General features: G+C 46.6%; 19 protein-coding genes. 18 read left to right on the top strand and 1 reads right to left on the bottom strand.

The genetic code is table 11. The features are described 5' to 3' along the window. The first annotated feature begins 67 nt into the window (after positions 1–67). From ACRC6Q_RS14900 to ACRC6Q_RS14825, 16 genes are all read left to right on the top strand, one after another. Positions 68–463, top strand: coding sequence for a hotdog fold thioesterase (locus tag ACRC6Q_RS14900; RefSeq protein WP_223637706.1), 396 nt, complete (start codon positions 68–70; stop codon positions 461–463). Positions 464–696: 233 nt separating this feature from the next. Then, positions 697–1467, top strand: a complete 771-nt coding sequence (locus tag ACRC6Q_RS14895; protein ID WP_223637595.1) for a glucose 1-dehydrogenase — start codon at positions 697–699, stop codon at positions 1465–1467. 50 nt (positions 1468–1517) lie between these two features. Further along, complete coding sequence (locus tag ACRC6Q_RS14890) at positions 1518–3086, top strand: long-chain-fatty-acid--CoA ligase (RefSeq protein WP_431466914.1); 1569 nt, start codon at positions 1518–1520, stop codon at positions 3084–3086. A gap of 26 nt (positions 3087–3112) precedes the next feature. Then, entirely contained in the window at positions 3113–4288 is a 1176-nt protein-coding gene (locus ACRC6Q_RS14885) for an acyl-CoA dehydrogenase family protein (protein WP_431466913.1), read from the top strand. Positions 4289–4316: 28 nt separating this feature from the next. Continuing rightward, a complete protein-coding gene (gene fabG / locus ACRC6Q_RS14880; protein WP_223637585.1) occupies positions 4317–5081 on the top strand; it encodes a 3-oxoacyl-ACP reductase FabG in 765 nt (254 codons plus the stop codon). 16 nt (positions 5082–5097) lie between these two features. Then, positions 5098–5547: a MaoC family dehydratase N-terminal domain-containing protein gene (locus ACRC6Q_RS14875; protein WP_223637583.1), complete on the top strand. Its 450-nt coding sequence runs from the start codon at positions 5098–5100 to the stop codon at positions 5545–5547. Continuing rightward, entirely contained in the window at positions 5544–5942 is a 399-nt protein-coding gene (locus tag ACRC6Q_RS14870; RefSeq protein WP_223637581.1) for a MaoC/PaaZ C-terminal domain-containing protein, read from the top strand. The genes ACRC6Q_RS14875 and ACRC6Q_RS14870 overlap by 4 nt, the downstream gene beginning before the upstream one ends. Before the next feature lie 35 nt (positions 5943–5977). Continuing rightward, positions 5978–7150: a thiolase family protein gene (locus ACRC6Q_RS14865; protein WP_431466912.1), complete on the top strand. Its 1173-nt coding sequence runs from the start codon at positions 5978–5980 to the stop codon at positions 7148–7150. 5 nt (positions 7151–7155) lie between these two features. Next, positions 7156–7572: an acyl-CoA thioesterase gene (locus tag ACRC6Q_RS14860; protein ID WP_431466911.1), complete on the top strand. Its 417-nt coding sequence runs from the start codon at positions 7156–7158 to the stop codon at positions 7570–7572. A 36-nt stretch (positions 7573–7608) separates the two neighbouring features. Continuing rightward, positions 7609–8757, top strand: coding sequence for an acyl-CoA dehydrogenase family protein (locus ACRC6Q_RS14855; RefSeq protein WP_223637573.1), 1149 nt, complete (start codon positions 7609–7611; stop codon positions 8755–8757). Positions 8758–8799: 42 nt separating this feature from the next. Then, entirely contained in the window at positions 8800–9663 is an 864-nt protein-coding gene (locus ACRC6Q_RS14850; RefSeq protein ID WP_223637570.1) for a branched-chain amino acid ABC transporter permease, read from the top strand. Continuing rightward, complete coding sequence (locus ACRC6Q_RS14845) at positions 9664–10674, top strand: branched-chain amino acid ABC transporter permease (RefSeq protein ID WP_431466910.1); 1011 nt, start codon at positions 9664–9666, stop codon at positions 10672–10674. Positions 10675–10687: 13 nt separating this feature from the next. Then, a complete protein-coding gene (locus ACRC6Q_RS14840; protein WP_223637564.1) occupies positions 10688–11464 on the top strand; it encodes an ABC transporter ATP-binding protein in 777 nt (258 codons plus the stop codon). Next, the gene (locus ACRC6Q_RS14835; RefSeq protein ID WP_223637562.1) at positions 11448–12155 is read left to right on the top strand and encodes an ABC transporter ATP-binding protein; all 708 of its coding nucleotides are present in this window, start codon (positions 11448–11450) and stop codon (positions 12153–12155) included. The genes ACRC6Q_RS14840 and ACRC6Q_RS14835 overlap by 17 nt, the downstream gene beginning before the upstream one ends. Before the next feature lie 86 nt (positions 12156–12241). Then, on the top strand, positions 12242–13435 hold the full coding sequence (locus ACRC6Q_RS14830; RefSeq protein ID WP_431466909.1) for an ABC transporter substrate-binding protein: 1194 nt from the start codon (positions 12242–12244) through the stop codon (positions 13433–13435). 116 nt (positions 13436–13551) lie between these two features. Further along, the gene (locus ACRC6Q_RS14825) at positions 13552–14127 is read left to right on the top strand and encodes a TetR/AcrR family transcriptional regulator (RefSeq protein ID WP_431466908.1); all 576 of its coding nucleotides are present in this window, start codon (positions 13552–13554) and stop codon (positions 14125–14127) included. A gap of 40 nt (positions 14128–14167) precedes the next feature. On the opposite strand, the gene ACRC6Q_RS14820 is transcribed toward ACRC6Q_RS14825, so the two are convergent. Beyond that, positions 14168–14695 (bottom strand): methylated-DNA--[protein]-cysteine S-methyltransferase, encoded by a 528-nt coding sequence (locus tag ACRC6Q_RS14820; RefSeq protein WP_431466907.1) that lies wholly within the window; start codon positions 14693–14695, stop codon positions 14168–14170. Positions 14696–14901: 206 nt separating this feature from the next. On the opposite strand from ACRC6Q_RS14820, the gene ACRC6Q_RS14815 reads away from it, so the two are divergent. Together ACRC6Q_RS14815 and ACRC6Q_RS14810 are read left to right on the top strand one after the other, a co-directional pair. Next, complete coding sequence (locus ACRC6Q_RS14815) at positions 14902–15054, top strand: hypothetical protein (protein ID WP_223637554.1); 153 nt, start codon at positions 14902–14904, stop codon at positions 15052–15054. 106 nt (positions 15055–15160) lie between these two features. Next, entirely contained in the window at positions 15161–16123 is a 963-nt protein-coding gene (locus ACRC6Q_RS14810) for a hypothetical protein (protein ID WP_223637552.1), read from the top strand. Positions 16124–16266: the final 143 nt, after the last annotated feature.

The raw sequence follows: 16266 nt of genomic DNA, 5'->3' as shown, positions 1-16266 counted from the left end.
ATATGGCTCCTCAGCCGAATACAAGCAAAGGCTGAGGGGTTTTAAAATGGAAAAGGAGAGTGCCATGATGCAAATGAAACCGGTGGAAGAAACGATTGTAGGTGTTCTAGGAATTGAATACGTTGAAATCACCCCGGATAAAGTAGTAGCGACCATGCCCGTTCATGCAGCAACCCACCAGCCTTTTGGACAGCTCCACGGAGGAGCTTCCGTCGTATTAGCTGAATCGGTCGCCAGTGTGGGAACCTGGCATTTAATCGACCAGGAGAACGAAATTGCCGTCGGCTTAGAAATCAACGCCAATCACCTTCGCGGCAAACAGGATGGCCTAGTGAAGGCTACCGGCACACCCTTACATAAAGGAAGAACAACGATGGTCTGGGACATCAAGATTGTAGATGAAGAGGAAAAGCTTATTTGCATTTCACGATGCACCGTAGCGATTGTCAAAAAGAAAAAATAATCAGCAGCAATCCATTACTGTCGCCTTGAGGTGTGTAATGGATTTTTTTTAGATACAGAAATCGAAAAATACTGTTAACAAAATCTACTTGTTCATGTATACTGAATTTTAAGAAAACTAAAGCGCTTACATTCCTTTTATGTCTCCTGTCGTAAAAGGTTTTTTAAAAATATTAACATACCGTCCGTTCAGTATTAAGTACCGACCGTTCAGTATGTATAAGGGGCGAGGTAATGATGGATTCTTTATTTGACTTGACGGGCAAAACAGCTTTGATCACTGGAGGTGGAAGTGGCCTTGGCCGGAATATAGCAGAAGTCTTTGCAGAATACGGCGCGAATATAGCGGTCTGCTCCCGCAAAGTGAAAAATTGCCAAGAGACGGCCGATCAATTGGAAAGCCGCTTTGGCATTAAAGCCCGTGCTTATGAATGCCATGTGGGTGACGAGGAGCAGGTAAAAACAGTGGTTCAGTCGGTACTGTCCGATTTTGGCAGCATCGACATCCTGGTCAATAACAGTGGGGCAACCTGGGGAGAAGAGACGGAAAGAATGCCGCTGGATGCCTGGGAAAAAGTGATGAATGTCAATGTTACGGGTACTTTCCTCATGTCCAAGGAAGTAGGCGTGCATATGATCCGCAATGGCTATGGAAAAATCATCAATATCGGTTCGGTCGCCGGATTGAGAGCGGAACCTCCGGAAGTGCTGAATGCCATCGGTTACAGCACCAGCAAAGCGGCTGTCCATCATTTCACTAAAGATTTAGCACGTAAATGGGCAGGGCATGGATTGTACGTCAATGCTATCGCACCTGGATTTTTTGAAACGAAGATGACGCAGCATGTCATCGAAAAGCATACGGAGACGCTCGTCAATAAAAACCCGATGAAAAAATTAGGGGATCCGAGATCGCTTCAGGGAGCAGCGCTTTTCCTGGCGGGTGCTGCAAGTGATTACATAACAGGCCAAGTAATTGCGGTGGATGGCGGAAGTTCTTTATAAAGAGTTTTGATGAACCTTGAAACAGTATAGAAGGCTGAAGGAGGAAAAGTATGGATAGACCTTGGTTAAAGCATGTAGCAGAAGGAAATCCAAAAAGCATTGAAATACCGGATATATCGCTAGTGGAATTGTTCAAGCAGTCAACAGAAAAATATCCAGACCATACAGCGGTCAGCTTTTTCGAAAAGACTTATAGCTATAAGAAACTGGATGAGGCCATCGGAAATTTTGCGGAAGAACTTTACGGAATGGGCATCCGGAAAAATGATCGAGTGGCCATCATGCTGCCGAACTGTCCGCAATATCCCATCAGTTTCTATGCCGCACTTTCCTGTGGCGCAACAATCGTCCAGTTGAATCCGATGTTTCAGCCGGCAGAACTTCTCCACATCCTCAATGACTCGGAAACAAAAGCTTTACTCATACTGGATCGCTTAATGCCTTCGTTCGATAGCATCAAAGATAAGACTTCGGTCCAGCATGTAGTGGCTCTGGCTCTCGATGGCGACCTTGAAAAAGGTGGTCCAACCGGCAATAGGCCCCGCATCTCGATAGAACCAAAAGAGGATGTAGCGGTTATCCAATATACAGGAGGGACAACCGGGCTTCCAAAAGGCGCCATGCTGACGCATCGGAATATTGTCGCCAATACTTTGCAAAGTGCCGCAACTTCGGAAATCAGGACTAGAAAAGGAGAAGAGAAAGTGCTGACCATCTCGCCTCTATTCCATGTTTACGGGATGACCAGCGGAATGAGTGTCACTTTTTATAACGGAGGCAGTATGATTCTGGTCCCCAAATTCGATGTTGGCCAAGTAGTGGAGCTGATCGAAAAAGAAAAACCCACTGCGTTTCCAGGAGTGCCTACCATGTATATTGCTCTGCTGGACTATCATCGCTCAAGAAAATTCGACTTGAGTTGTTTGGTATCCTGCAGCAGCGGGTCAGCTCCTTTGCCGTTGGAAGTGCTTGATCGCTTCAATGCAATCAGCGGAACAACCGTCGCGGAAGGTTATGGATTATCCGAAGCATCCCCAGTAACACACCGCAATCCGGTTCAAGGTTTGCAGAAAAAGGGCAGCATCGGGATTCCCTTACCCAATACGGATTCGCGGATTGTCGATATCGCGACTGGGGAAGAGACCTTGCCTGTCGGTGCGATAGGCGAGTTGGTTGTCCGAGGCCCGCAAGTGATGAAAGGTTATTGGAACAGGCCGGAAGAAACGGCATCCGCAATCCGTGATAACTGGCTGTATACCGGAGATCTCGCGAAAATGGACGAAGATGGGTTCTTTTACATTGTTGGCCGGAAAAAAGAGATGATCCTGGCAAGTGGTTTTAATGTCTATCCGATCGAAGTGGAAAATGTCCTCTATCATCATCCGGCTATCCGCGAAGCAGCGGTGTTCGGGGTTCCGGATGAGTACCGTGGAGAAACGGTCCGAGCGGTTGTGGTCTTGGGTGAACAAGCCACGGAAGAAGAATTGATCGCGTATTGCCGAACCCAGCTATCTGCTTATAAAGTGCCGGAAGCCATCATTTTTGCGGAAGAACTGCCAAAAACAGCTGTCGGGAAAATACTGAAACGTGTTTTGCTAAAACAATATGCCAATTTATAAACAAACAAGGAAACGGGGAGATTAGCATGCATTTACGTTTATCAGAAGAACAAGCGATGGTCCAAAAAACGATACGCCGGTTTGTGGAAAAAGAATTGATTCCGCTGGAAAATGAAGTGCTGAAAAATGAAAGGGAAGGGCGTCCGAGCCTGGACCCCGGAAAAATGAAGGAATTGCAGAAAAAAGCAAAGGATTTTGGCTTTTGGGGCATCAACACTCCCGAAGAATACGGGGGATCGAATCTTGGGCAAATGATGCTGGCCATCGTTTTGATGGAAGTATCGAAAACTTTCGTGCCTTTTACATTCGGAGGATCTGCCGATAACATCCTTTATTACGGCAATGAGGAACAAAAAAAGAAATACTTGATCCCAACGATCAATGGGGAAAAGAAATCCTGTTTTGCAATGACCGAACCGGAAGCGGGATCCGATACTCAAAATTTGAAGATGACAGCTGTCAAAGACGGCAATGAATGGGTCTTGAATGGCGAAAAAACCTTTATCACAGGAGGCAATGAAGCTGACTTTGTTATGGTGATCGCCATCACAGACAAAGAATTGCATCAACAAACGGGCCGTTCCGGTGTCACCTGTTTTATCGTCGACCGGGAGATGGGCTGGAAATCCGAATACATCGATACGATGGGCGAATGGGGCCCCGCCGGACTGGTTTTCGACAACGTTCGTGTGCCGGAAGAGAATATTTTGGGCGAAATCAACGGCGGCTATAATTTGGGGCTGGAATGGATCGGCTTTGCACGTTGGGTGGTTGGAGCACGGGCTGTCGGGATGAGTGAACGATTGCTGCAGATGGCCATCGATTATTCAAAAGACCGCAAAACCTTCGGCAAGCCGATTGCGGAACGCCAAGCGATCCAATGGCCGATTGCTGATTCAGCAGTGGAAATTGAAGCGGCGAAATGGCTAGTGTTGAATGCGGCCTTCACATTGGACCAAGGGGAAGATAATCGCCATCTTGCGTCCATGGCGAAACTCTATGGGGCGAATATGGGCAACCGGGTTGTGGACCGGGTTCTTCAAATTCATGGAGGTATGGGCTATACAAGGGAATTGCCGATTGAACGTTGGTACCGTGAAGCGAGATTATGGAGAATTTATGATGGAACAGATGAAATCCAACGCATGATCATCTCAAGGAATTTATTGAAAGGCCACATAAAAGTGGGGCAATCGGTTTAATCGAATGGGAGAAAAGGGAGGCATCTCAATGGGGAATTCATTTGAAGGAAAAACAGCGTTTGTTACAGGCGGCAGCCGGGGGATCGGCCGTCAGATTGCGCAACGGTTTGCAAGTGAAGGGGCAAATGTAGCAATCATCGACGTCAACGAAGAGGCGCTTCAGACAGTACAGGAAGAAATGAACGGGCAGGGCTATTCCATCTACACGAAAAACGCCAGTGTCACCGACAAAGAACAAATAGAGCAAGCGATGAAAGAAGTATTCGAGAAATTCGGCTCGATTGATGTACTCGTTAATAATGCAGGGGTCATTCGGGATAATATGCTGTTTAAAATGACCGATGAGGACTGGCTGACGGTTACAGACGTCCATTTAAAAGGGGCATTTTATGCGACACGTGCTGCGCAGCAGTACATGACCCAAAACAAATATGGCCGGATCATCAATATTTCCTCAACTTCCGCACTTGGCAATCGTGGACAAGCCAATTATGCGACAGCAAAAGCCGGGCTCCAAGGATTTACGAAAACCTTGGCAATCGAACTTGGAAAATATGGAATCACAGCGAATGCCGTGGCGCCCGGTTTTATCGAGACGGATATGACGAAAGCGACTGCTGAACGCATCGGTGTCCCTTTTGAAGAATTGATCAAAGCAAGTGTTTCCGCTATCCCGGTCGGCCGAAGCGGAAAACCGGAAGATATCGCAAATGCGGTCGCCTTTTTTGCAGATGAACGTTCCTCGTTTGTCAGCGGACAAGTCTTATATGTAGCTGGCGGACCGAAAAACTAAAGACGGAGGTGCACGTATGCTGAAAGAAAGCATTGGGAAACGTTCGGAAAAAGTGAAGAATACGATTGAAAGAGGGGCAGTCCGGAAATTCGCTGAGGCGATCGGCGACCCGGCACCTATTTATATCGATGAACAGGCAGGTGCTGCTTCGCGGTACAAACGAAACATTGCACCTCCTACGTTTCCGGTGACTTTTGATGCCGGAAAAATCGATGGATTAGATCTCCCGTCGAAAGGCTTGATCCACGGGGAACAGATTTACCATTACGAACGGCCGCTGTTTATCGGCGAAGATGTCTATTGCTGGATGGAAGTGAAAGATTATTACGAGAAAAGCGGCAACTTTGGAGAAATGGGATTTTTGGTCGTCATAAAAAAAGGGGAAAGTGCAGATGGTGAATTGTTGTTTACAGAAGAACGCATCGTCATCATCAACGAAGCCGCTAGAAAGGGGATGACGGTATGAACCGGATAACGGATTTTCAGGAAGGCGATAGCTTACCGCCAATTCAATTGGCACCTGTGACGCGTCTGGATTTGATCAAATATGCAGGCGCTTCTGGTGACTTTAACCCAATCCACACCATTGATGCTGAAGCTGAAGGAGCAGGATTACCCGGGATAATCGCCCATGGCATGTGGACGATGGGGAATCTGGCGAAAATTTTCACCCCTTACCTGGAAGAAGGGTTTATTCAGGATTATGCCATTCGTTTTAAAGGCATGGTTTTTCTGGAAGACGTCATTACGTTAAAAGCGACCGTTGTTGAAAAGAAACAGAGGCAGGTTATATTCCAGGTTCAAGCCGTCAATCAAAGCGATAAAGATGTGCTGAAAGGTGATCTTGTTTTCTTGTTGTAATTAGCGGCTTTTTTATGAAAGGGAGGCGAATATCCATGGAAAGGGATGCAGTGATCGTATCGGCAGTAAGAACAGCAATCGGGCGGCAAGGCGGTGCTTTAGCGTCGGTCCCCGCTCATGTTTTCGGAGCGGAAGTGATCAAAGCGGCAATAGCGCGTGCGGGCATCGATGCGGCTGTTATAGATGACATCATTATGGGCAATGTCCTGAGTGGAGGAGGGAACATTGCCAGATTGGCGGCATTGGAGACGGGGCTTGGAATAGAGCTGCCTGGATTGACGATTGACCGCCAATGCGGCTCCGGCATCAACGCGATTAATCTTGCAGCGCAAGCCATCTGGGCAGGAGACGGGGATATCTTTGTAGCTGGAGGGCTTGAAAGCATGAGCCGCGCCCCTTATTTAATGGAGAAGCCTGAAAAAGCGTATAGCCCGGCACCGCCAAAATTCCGGAAATCCCAATTATCGCCAAAAGAAATAGGAGACCCACCCATGGGCATAACAGCTGAAAATTTGGCGGAACAATACGGCATCAGCCGTGAAGAACAGGACCGGTTTGCATTGGAGAGCCAAAAACGCGCTGCACAAGCAATGGAAGAAGGGCGTTTTGATGAGCAGATCGTGCCCATTCAAATCCCGGTTCGCAAAGGGGAGCCCATTGAATTTAAAGAAGATGAGCATCCGCGTCCCCAAACAACCCTGCAAGCACTGGCAAAATTGCCTCCAGCTTTTCTTGAAAACGGAACAGTGACGGCCGGAAGCAGTTCAGGTTTGAATGACGCCGCTTCAGCTGCAGTCATCATGTCCAGAGAAAAAGCGGAAGAGCTGGGTTTGAATGTTTTAGGAGTTATACGGGCTCAGGCTGTGGCGGGTGTTGATCCGAATATTATGGGCATTGGACCGGTTCCGGCAACACAAAAAGCTTTGAAGAAAGCGGAGCTGACTTTAGCTGATATCGATATCATCGAAATCAATGAAGCTTTTGCATCTCAAGTGCTTGCCTGCGATAAAGAATTGAAGATGGATATGGATAAGGTGAATGTAAACGGAGGGGCGATTGCACTCGGCCATCCACTTGGGGCGACTGGGGCCATTCTGCTGACCAAAGCGGTTTATGAATTACAGCGTTCTGGTGGAAGATATGCTCTCATTACAGCTTGCATCGGCGGCGGACAAGGCATTGCGACGATTATTGAACGGGAGGGGTAAGAACGTTGGAGAAGATACCCGATATTAATGTTTACGTCAGATTCTGCGAAACCGACGCCGGTGGCCATGTCAGCAACATCAGTTATTTCATCTATTTGGAAGAGGCGCGTTCGAAGTTTTTCCAGGCCATCGGTTTTACCGGCAATGAAAAAAGAGGCAATATCGACTTTATCGTCGCTTCCACAAGCTGTGATTTTTTGGTGCAGGCGTATGCAGGGCAAACTTTGGCGATTGCGACAAAAGTGGAGCGGATCGGTTCTAAGAGCTTTGAACTGGTCCACGAAATCTCCAACAACGAAATCGGTGGACGGATTGCTTCAGGACGGGCGGCGATTGTCTGCTTTGATTACCAGAAACAGCAGACCGAAAAGATTCCGCCAGTGCTCCGTGAGATGCTCGAAAGTTTTTTGGTGAAAGTTTAGGGCTGTTGCACAGCGTGAAAGAAAAGAGGGATGGAAATGGATTTCAACTTAAGTGAAGATATTCAATTTCTCAAGCGAAATATTCGTCTCTTTATCCAAAATGAAGTGGAAAAAGTGGCGATGCAAATTGAGGAAGACGATGAAATTCCAGAGCGGATCATCCAACTATCAAAAGAAATGGGATTATTTGGTTTGAGCATTCCGGAAGAATACGGAGGACTAGGCATCGATATGGTCGGGAAATGTGCACTTTATGAAGAAATCGGTGCAACACACAATGGCTACACGACTTTAATCGGAGGTCATACAGGAATAGGGACTGTCGGAATTGTTGAAATGGGCAATGAGCAGCAAAAGAGAAAGTATTTACCGGACATGGCTTCGGGAGAACGGCTCGGCGCTTTTGCATTGACCGAGCCACAAGCCGGATCGCATGCAACGAATTTGAAAACGACTGCCGTTAAAAAGGGCGATAAGTATATATTGAACGGCCTCAAGCATTATATTACCAACGCCACAAAAGCGGATGTCTTTACAGTGATGGCAGTAACCGAACCTGAAAAAGGTGCGAAAGGGATCACCTCATTCATTGTTGAAAAAAATTTTCCGGGTTTCTATGTAGGGGCAGTTGAGAAAAAGATGGGCCTTCACGGTTCCCATTCTGCGGAAGTCATTATGGAAGATTGTGAAGTGCCCATTGAAAACGTCTTGGGCAGCGAAGGACAAGGTTACGTCAATGCTTTGAAAATACTGGCGAATGGCCGAGCGGGGCTTGCTGCCAGAAATTTAGGGTCTTCCCAGCATTTGCTCGACTTATCCGTCAGATTCGCTAAAGAGCGTGTGCAATTCGGCAAGCCGATCATTGAGCATCAGGCTGTGGCTCATATGCTTTCTGAAATGGCGGTGGATGTGGAAGTGCTGCGGTCGTTTATGTATCGCGTGGCATGGATGGTCGACCAGGGGCAGCAAGTGATCAAAGAAGCAGCGATGGTGAAATTATTCGGTTCTGAAGTGTATAACCGCGTGGCCGACAAAGCGCTGCAGGTCCACGGAGGCATCGGCTATATCGCCGATTATCCGATCGAACGTTACTACCGTGATGCAAGAATCACCCGAATTTACGAAGGAACTTCTGAAATCCAGAAAAATATTATCGCGGGTCGTTTGAGCAAAGAATATTCTTAGCGGCTGATTCTGGCCAAAGTATAGGGAAGAGGAGGGAGAAAGATGGACTTATTTTTGCAGCAGGTTTTTAACGGGCTCACTCTTGGAAGCGTTTACACGCTTGTCGCTATTGGTTTAACGCTGGTTTTCGGCATTTTGCATATCCCGAACTTCGCGCATGGTGCGCTGTATTTAGTGGGTGGCTACGTTACGTTGATGGTGATGTCAGCCACGGGCGTCCATTATTTTATTGCCATCATCGCCTCGATCGTTGTTGTAGCGGTATTGGCGGTTCTGATGGAGCGATTGGTGTTTCATCCGCTCCGAAATTCACCGCCAATTCACGACAAAATCGCCGCCATCGGATTGGTGCTGTTTTTTGAAGCCCTGGTCCAGCTTGTGTGGGGCACTGAATACCTGCGCATGCTGACGCCGTTCGACAACAATATTTCTGTGGCGGGCGTGTCGATGACCAGCCAACGGATTCTGGTGATTGCCGTTACAGTGGCTGTCGTCTTCCTACTGACCTTGTTTTTGAAAAAAACCATGATGGGCGCCTCGATTCTGGCGATGGCGCAAAATCGGGAAGGGGCCTTTCTTGTCGGCATCAATGCCAATAAAGTGGCCATGATGACATTCGCGATTTCAGGGGCCTTGGCTGCAATTGCTGCTTCTCTCGCTTCTCCTATTAACCTGGTATTCCCGGCAATGGGCCATTTGGTCATCTTAAAAGCTTTTGTGGTTGTCATTATTGGAGGGATGGGCAGCATTCCTGGAGCCATCATTGCAGGGCTTGTCCTCGGATTGACTGAAAGTATGGGTGCAACTTATATTTCGAACGATTACAAAGACATGATTGCGTTTTTATTATTGATCATCATCATGACCGTCCGTCCTAAAGGCTTGTTCGCAAAGGGGGTCTATTAAGTGGATAAAATTTTTAATCACCGTACCCTTATCGCTTTATTGGTTGTCTTTGCTTTGGTATTTCCACTGATTTATGCAGATAACCGCTATGTGCTGCATGTCATGACCATCGGTTTCATTTTCACGATCAGTGTCTATGGGATGAATATCATTGCCGGTTTTACGGGTCAGCTGTCTCTGGCGCATGCTGGATTTTTTGCCATCGGCGCCTATTCACTGGGGATTTTGACGACACGAACGGAAATGAACTTCTGGCTGGCGCTCCTGTTGGCGGTTTTGATCACTAGTGCGGCAGGCTTGTTGCTGGGCGCTATTGCGCTTCGGACAAAGGAACATTTTTTCGCTATCTATACCTTGATCGTCGGCTACCTGATTTACCTGCTGATCGATAAATGGGACGGCTTGACGGGCGGGATCCGTGGGTTGATCGGCATTCCGATCCCCGATCCAATCGGGCCCTTGAACTTCGAGTCGGCCACTGCCATGTATTATCTGGTTCTGTTTTTCCTCTTATTGTCCATTTTCATCGCGGTTCGCATTGTCCACTCCCTGACAGGCAGAACGTATATTGCAATCCGCAACAGCGAGGAACTGGCACAGACACTCGGCATCAATACAAAAGTGAACAAGTTGATTTCGTTCGTGATCTCAGTAGCTTATGCCGGATTGGCAGGTGCTTTATACGCTTCTCTCACACGGTTTATCGGCCCGGATGTTGCAAGTACGAATATGGTCTTCAACTTTTTGATGTATTTGATTGTCGGAGGGATCGGAACACTTTCCGGCCCTCTCGTCGGAACCATGCTTTTTGTCTGGTTGGAACAATTCCTGAGAAGTTATCAGGAATACCATCTATTGATCTTTGGTCCGATTCTGGTCATCATGGTCATTTTCTTTCCAACGGGAATTGTCGGCGGTTTTTACCGGATTAAAGCGAAGCTCCAACAGAAGAAAGTACCGAAGGACAATAAATATTTCAATCCAGTTCCGGCGAAATCTACAAAAAAATAGAGGGGGGTTCAATGTGGCGTTTATTGAAGTGAAAGGAATCACTAAAAAATTTGGAGGCCTGACTGCTGTCGACAGTGTGGATTTTGAAATAGAGGAGGGCAAGATCACCGCGATCATCGGTCCAAACGGAGCGGGGAAATCCACTTTCTTTAATTTGATCAACGGTTTTCATAAGCCGACATCGGGCAGTATCTTGTTTGAAGGAAAAGACATTACGAAAATACCCGTGCACAAAGGTGCTCATCTTGGAATCGCCAGAACGTTTCAGACCACACATTTATTTGAACAATCGACTGTCATTGACAATGTCATCGTGGGGCATCGGTTGCGGACAAAATCGAATTTGTTCGATGCGATATTCCGGACGCGCCGGGAAAAACAAGAGGAAGACAAGGCATATGAAATAGCGATGGCGTCTTTGGAATTTGTCGGAATGGCACATTTAGCGGATACGCCGGTATCGACCATCACCCAAGAAGCGAAAAAAAGGGTGGCGATTGCTTTAGCACTTGCGACGGGTCCGAAAGTGATGTTCCTCGATGAACCGGCTGCCGGCATCAATCCGGAAGAAACAGACGGGCTGGCGCAGCTGATGAAGAAAATAGCAGCCAGCGGAATTACGGTTTGTACAATCGAACACAAGATGCAGATGATCATGGGGATGGCTGATAAAATCATGGTCTTGAATCAAGGCGCAAAGATTGCGGAAGGTACGCCTGATGAAATAAAGAATAATCCTGTGGTCATCGAAGCTTATTTGGGGGGCGAAGCGATTGCTGAAGTTAACTGACGTAACAGTAAGGTTCGGAGCATTCCAGGCACTCAGCAATATCAACATCGAAGTGCAGGAAGGTGAATTGGTGGTGTTGCTCGGAGCCAATGGCGCCGGAAAGAGTACGATTTTTAATGCCATTAGTGGACTGAATAAACCTGCAGTAGGCGATATTCAATTTTTAGGAGGGAGTGTCAAAGGCAATTCGCCTGACCGAATGGTGAAAGTCGGCGTTGTCCAATGCCCGGAAGGAAAAAAGCTGTTCCCGGATATGACAGTCCAGCAAAATTTGATGATGGGCGGCTACGTCCATCGCGGCAAAAAAGCACAATTGAAGAGTTCGTTGGAAGAAGTTTATGAACTGTTTCCAATTTTAAGGGATAAGAAAGATGATTCAGCAGGCTCTTTAAGTGGAGGGCAGCAACAGATGCTTGCGATCGGCCGGGCATTGATGTCCAAACCGAAGTTGATCATGCTGGACGAACCCTCCATTGGGCTCGCGCCGTTAATCGTGGAGCAGATGTTTTCCATCATCCAAAAAATCAACAGGAGTGGAACAACCGTGCTGCTCGCAGAACAAAATGCCAATGCCGCTTTGAAGATTGCTGACCGCGGCTATGTGATCGAAAATGGCACGGTTGTTTTGAAAGGCAGCAGTGCAGAATTGTTCAATAATGATGCGATTCGGAAAGCTTATATCGGAGCTTAACGGATGAGAATAGGCATTTAAGGAGGTGAGACACCGCTGCTCGGGTTGCTGATATAAAAAATCAAGATAAAAGGGGAGATAACTTTATGCACTCATTAAAAAAAATTCTGTTTGGCGGATTGTTGCTGCTATTGATTTTCATTGTTTCAGCTTGTGGGAATGACGATGCTTCACCGGAAGCGGAGAGCGGCTCGAGCGGTTCAGGTGGAGAGATCACCATCGGCTATAGCGGACCTTTGAGTGGCCCCGCTGCAACATACGGGGAAGAAACTTTAAAAGGATTGGAAATGGCTGTTGAGGATATCAACGAAGAAGGCGGAATCGAAGTGGACGGACAGAATTATACGTTTGCTGTTTCCACTTTGGATGATAAGTACTTGCCGAACGAGACTGCGGCCAACGCCAAACGTCTGGTTCAGGAAGAAGATGCAAAGTTCATCTACAGTCCCCATAGCGGCGGGATTTATGCCATGCAAGTATTTAATGAAATGGAAGACTTTGTGATTATGGGATACACGAGCGAGCCAGGAGTGACAGCCCAAGGAAACTCTTTGAATGTCCGCATCCCCCCACGTTATGATCAGTATTTAGAACCTTTTACTGAATATGAGATGGAACGTTTCGGCGAAAAAATCGCATTTCTTCCAACTGCGAGCCAATACGGAAAAGATTGGTCTGAAATGCTGCAACCGGTATGGGAAGAAAAAGGCGGAGAAGTGGTCTTTAATGAATCCATCGATTTCAGCAAAGACACGGATTTCCAAACTATTGTTGCGAATGCTTTAGAGCAGAATCCGGATGTCATGTTTATCGGCGGCCCATCTGAACCTACTGCACTTGTAGCAAAGCAGGCACGCGACCTTGGGTTTGAAGGCGGTTTCTTGATTATGGACCAAGCGAAACTGGATGAAATGGCTGCGGTGCTCGGCGGCGATTATAGTTTGCTTGAAGGAGCGATCTCGACAACACCACTGGTCAATTCAGAATTCCCTGGTACTGCTGAATACGTTGAAAAATACAAAGAAAATAACGATCGGGACCCAAGTGCGGAGTCTGCGTTCCATTACGTTTCTTTGTATGTATTAGCGGAAGCGATGAAAGCAGCCGGATCAGTGGACGATACAAAGGCCATTATGGCGACGATGGACGAGGGCGCCAAGAATCTCCCGGAGGACAAGCAAGTTTATGTGATTCCTGAAGTGGGAGAAGACGGGGGCTTTGGCTCGATGCTTCGTGTTTCTTATATCGAGGATGGCGAACTGGTAGTGGTTGGTGAATAACACCGAATGTGGGGGAGTACAGCCTGTACTCCCCTTTGCTTTATATTTATGAATGGAGGCAAAAGAAATGTTATAATACGACAAGGCTTTTAAGACTAAGAAAGGCAGTGGGCTGCATGAAAAGCGAATTAATCAAACAAAGCATCAATCTTTTTGTAGAGAAAGGATTCAGTGCCACTTCCATACAAGATATTGTCGATACCATCGGCGTAACAAAAGGCTCTTTTTATTACCATTTCAAGAGCAAGGAAGCGCTTTTAATGGATATCCATTCCCATTATATCGACGATCTGTTAAGAAGGCAGAATACCATCCTGGACACGAAAAAAAGCCATAAAGATAAATTGATGGCAGTGGTCGAATTGATCATTGGCGATATCGAAAAACAGGGAGCAGTTGGCCGGGTGTATTTTCGGGAAATTCGTCATTTAAAAGAAGAAAATGCAGCAATAATCAGGGGGAAACGGGCAGCTTTTCGGGATAATATCGAAACCTTGCTGGCAGAAGGCATTGAAGCGAATGAATTTAGAAAAGAGCTGCAGCCAAAAATAATTACATTTGCCATTTTAGGCATCACGAATTGGAGCTACCAATGGTTTAATCCGGAAGGCAGCTTATCGGTGAAAGAGCTTTCCGCCATGTACACGGATTTCATCTTGTATGGCATTCATTCTTCCGGCGCATCCAATTGAAAACGTACCCCCACTTCAGCTGCTGAAGTGGGGGTTTTCATTACTCTTCTTTAAGGTTTTGGGTTTCCAGGTCAAGCAAAAACCGTTTGAAGTCAAGTCCGCCTCTGTAGCCGGTCATGGTGCCGTTCTTGCCGATGACACGGTGGCATGGAACGGTGATGAGCAACGGATTAGCACCGATTGCTGTGGCTACTGCACGGACGGCTGATGGCCTGCCAATGTGTTCAGCGATGTTGGAATAGGAAAAGGTCTGTCCGTATGGAATCTCTTTTAGTGCCCGCCAGGTCTGTTGCTGAAAAGGAGTCCCTTGGACATCGACAGGCAAAGAAAAGGTCTGCTGTGACCCTTCCAAATATGCAGTCAATTCCTGTTTATATCCTTCCAACAAGCGATCATTCTTCTCTAATGAAGCTGAAGGGAAACGCTTTTGAAGATAGGCCGTAAACTCTTCGAAGCTTTTACCGGGTGAGCCGATGTAACATAAGCCCTTTTCTGTTTTCGCGATGTATAGCTTCCAATGGCCATGTTCGGTGATCGACCAATAAATAATGGGTTGTGTGCCAGTCATGTTATTCACCCTTTCCGCTAAGCTGAATGGCAATAAAAGATCTTGGAATTTATGCACGCTGCGTATTCCTTTTAACCAACTATAAAATAAAATGTTGCAGAAAGAAAAGCAAGAGGATGAAATTTTTGAAGAGGGATGGTTTTCAGTTTTAACATTTGCCATCCGGGAATAAGAAAATTAATAGAAGACATTAAGGAGGGATTACGATGGCACGAGATAAAAATTTAGAGGAATTGAAGCAAAAGCAGCTGGAAAAGGAAATGCGGGAACAGGAAAAAGACATGGAGATGACAGACAGCGGACGGATCCCGAATATTGAGGACGATACTGAAGATAGAGAAGGCCAGGAGAAGCAATAACAGTTACAATGATTTCCCGCATTTCGGTTTCGACCGGGGTGCGGGTTTTTCACGGGGAGGCATGTTACTATAGACATTATTAAAGAGCAAAGAGAGAGTGGTTTATATGTTCAATTCCTTAACCGAATTGATGGAAGAGAAAAATCTGACGGACAAGCGTTCAGTTCCCTGGAACCAGATTTGCCAGGAAGAGCGGTTATCGGAGCAATTCATCAAAGAAAATCTCGATCAAGTAAATTGGAAACAGATTTCCGGACATCAGGAATTATCGGAAGGCTTTATCCGAAAGTACAGAAGCCGCTTGTACTGGGATGAAATCATTAAAGCGCAAAAGCTTTCTGAAGGCTTTATCGAAAAATTTGCAGATAAAAAGAAATGGCACCCTATCGCTAAAGAAGAGCTGAGCAAAAAACAGCAAAAGACGTTTGAAAAAGAAAGCAGACCATTCGATGCGGTGGAATACTGGAAGCTTGTCTCGATGAAGCAGCAGTTGGCCAACTCGAAAGGGCTGTCGCCCGCGTTCATCGAAAAGCATCAGGATAAATTAGCTTGGGCAGAGCTGTGCCGCTGCCAGTACTTGCCGATGCCGTTGATCCATCGCCATGCCCGCCAGGTGGACTGGACCTTGGTGACACGCCATCAGGTTCTATCCGAACGTTTTATCGAGAAATACAGCAACGACGTGGAATGGGAAACTATCACGTTTCATCAGTCTCTATCCGAACGCTTCATCACGCGGCACCAAGCTAAGATGAGCTTTATTTCAGCAGAGGAAGGACGCTCGGAAGCCTTTCTCTATACTCATTTCAACAAACTGGATGCCGCATCGATTCTTGAGCACCAGCAATTGAAAGATGTGAAAAGATACAAACCGCTGGATGTCTATGTGCTGACTAAGAATGGCGAGAAAAAATACATCCTCAAATTTCATGAGTTGACGGAGGAATTAGAGCCAGTCCGAAAAGTTGATGAAGAAGAGCTTTATGATCACTTGGAGGAAAACGATTTATTGGCAACTGTGGAAGAAGACTTCCCGGAACTGATGATCATCGGTGATGTGCGTTTCTGAATTTTTAACGGTGCATGAATCCAAATTGCTGTTGATTTTCAGCATTTTATAGAAGGCGGAAACCCAGCAGTTAGAAACTTTCTTTCAGTCTTTGTAGATAGAGTAACCGCTTCTCAGAAATTTGGAGAAACGGTTATTTTTTT

Source organism: Planococcus sp. SE5232, from assembly GCF_050686535.1.
GTDB lineage: Bacteria > Bacillota > Bacilli > Bacillales_A > Planococcaceae > Planococcus.
The sequence above is the reverse complement of the archived record's forward strand: the minus strand, read 5'-3'. Positions and strand labels throughout refer to the sequence as shown.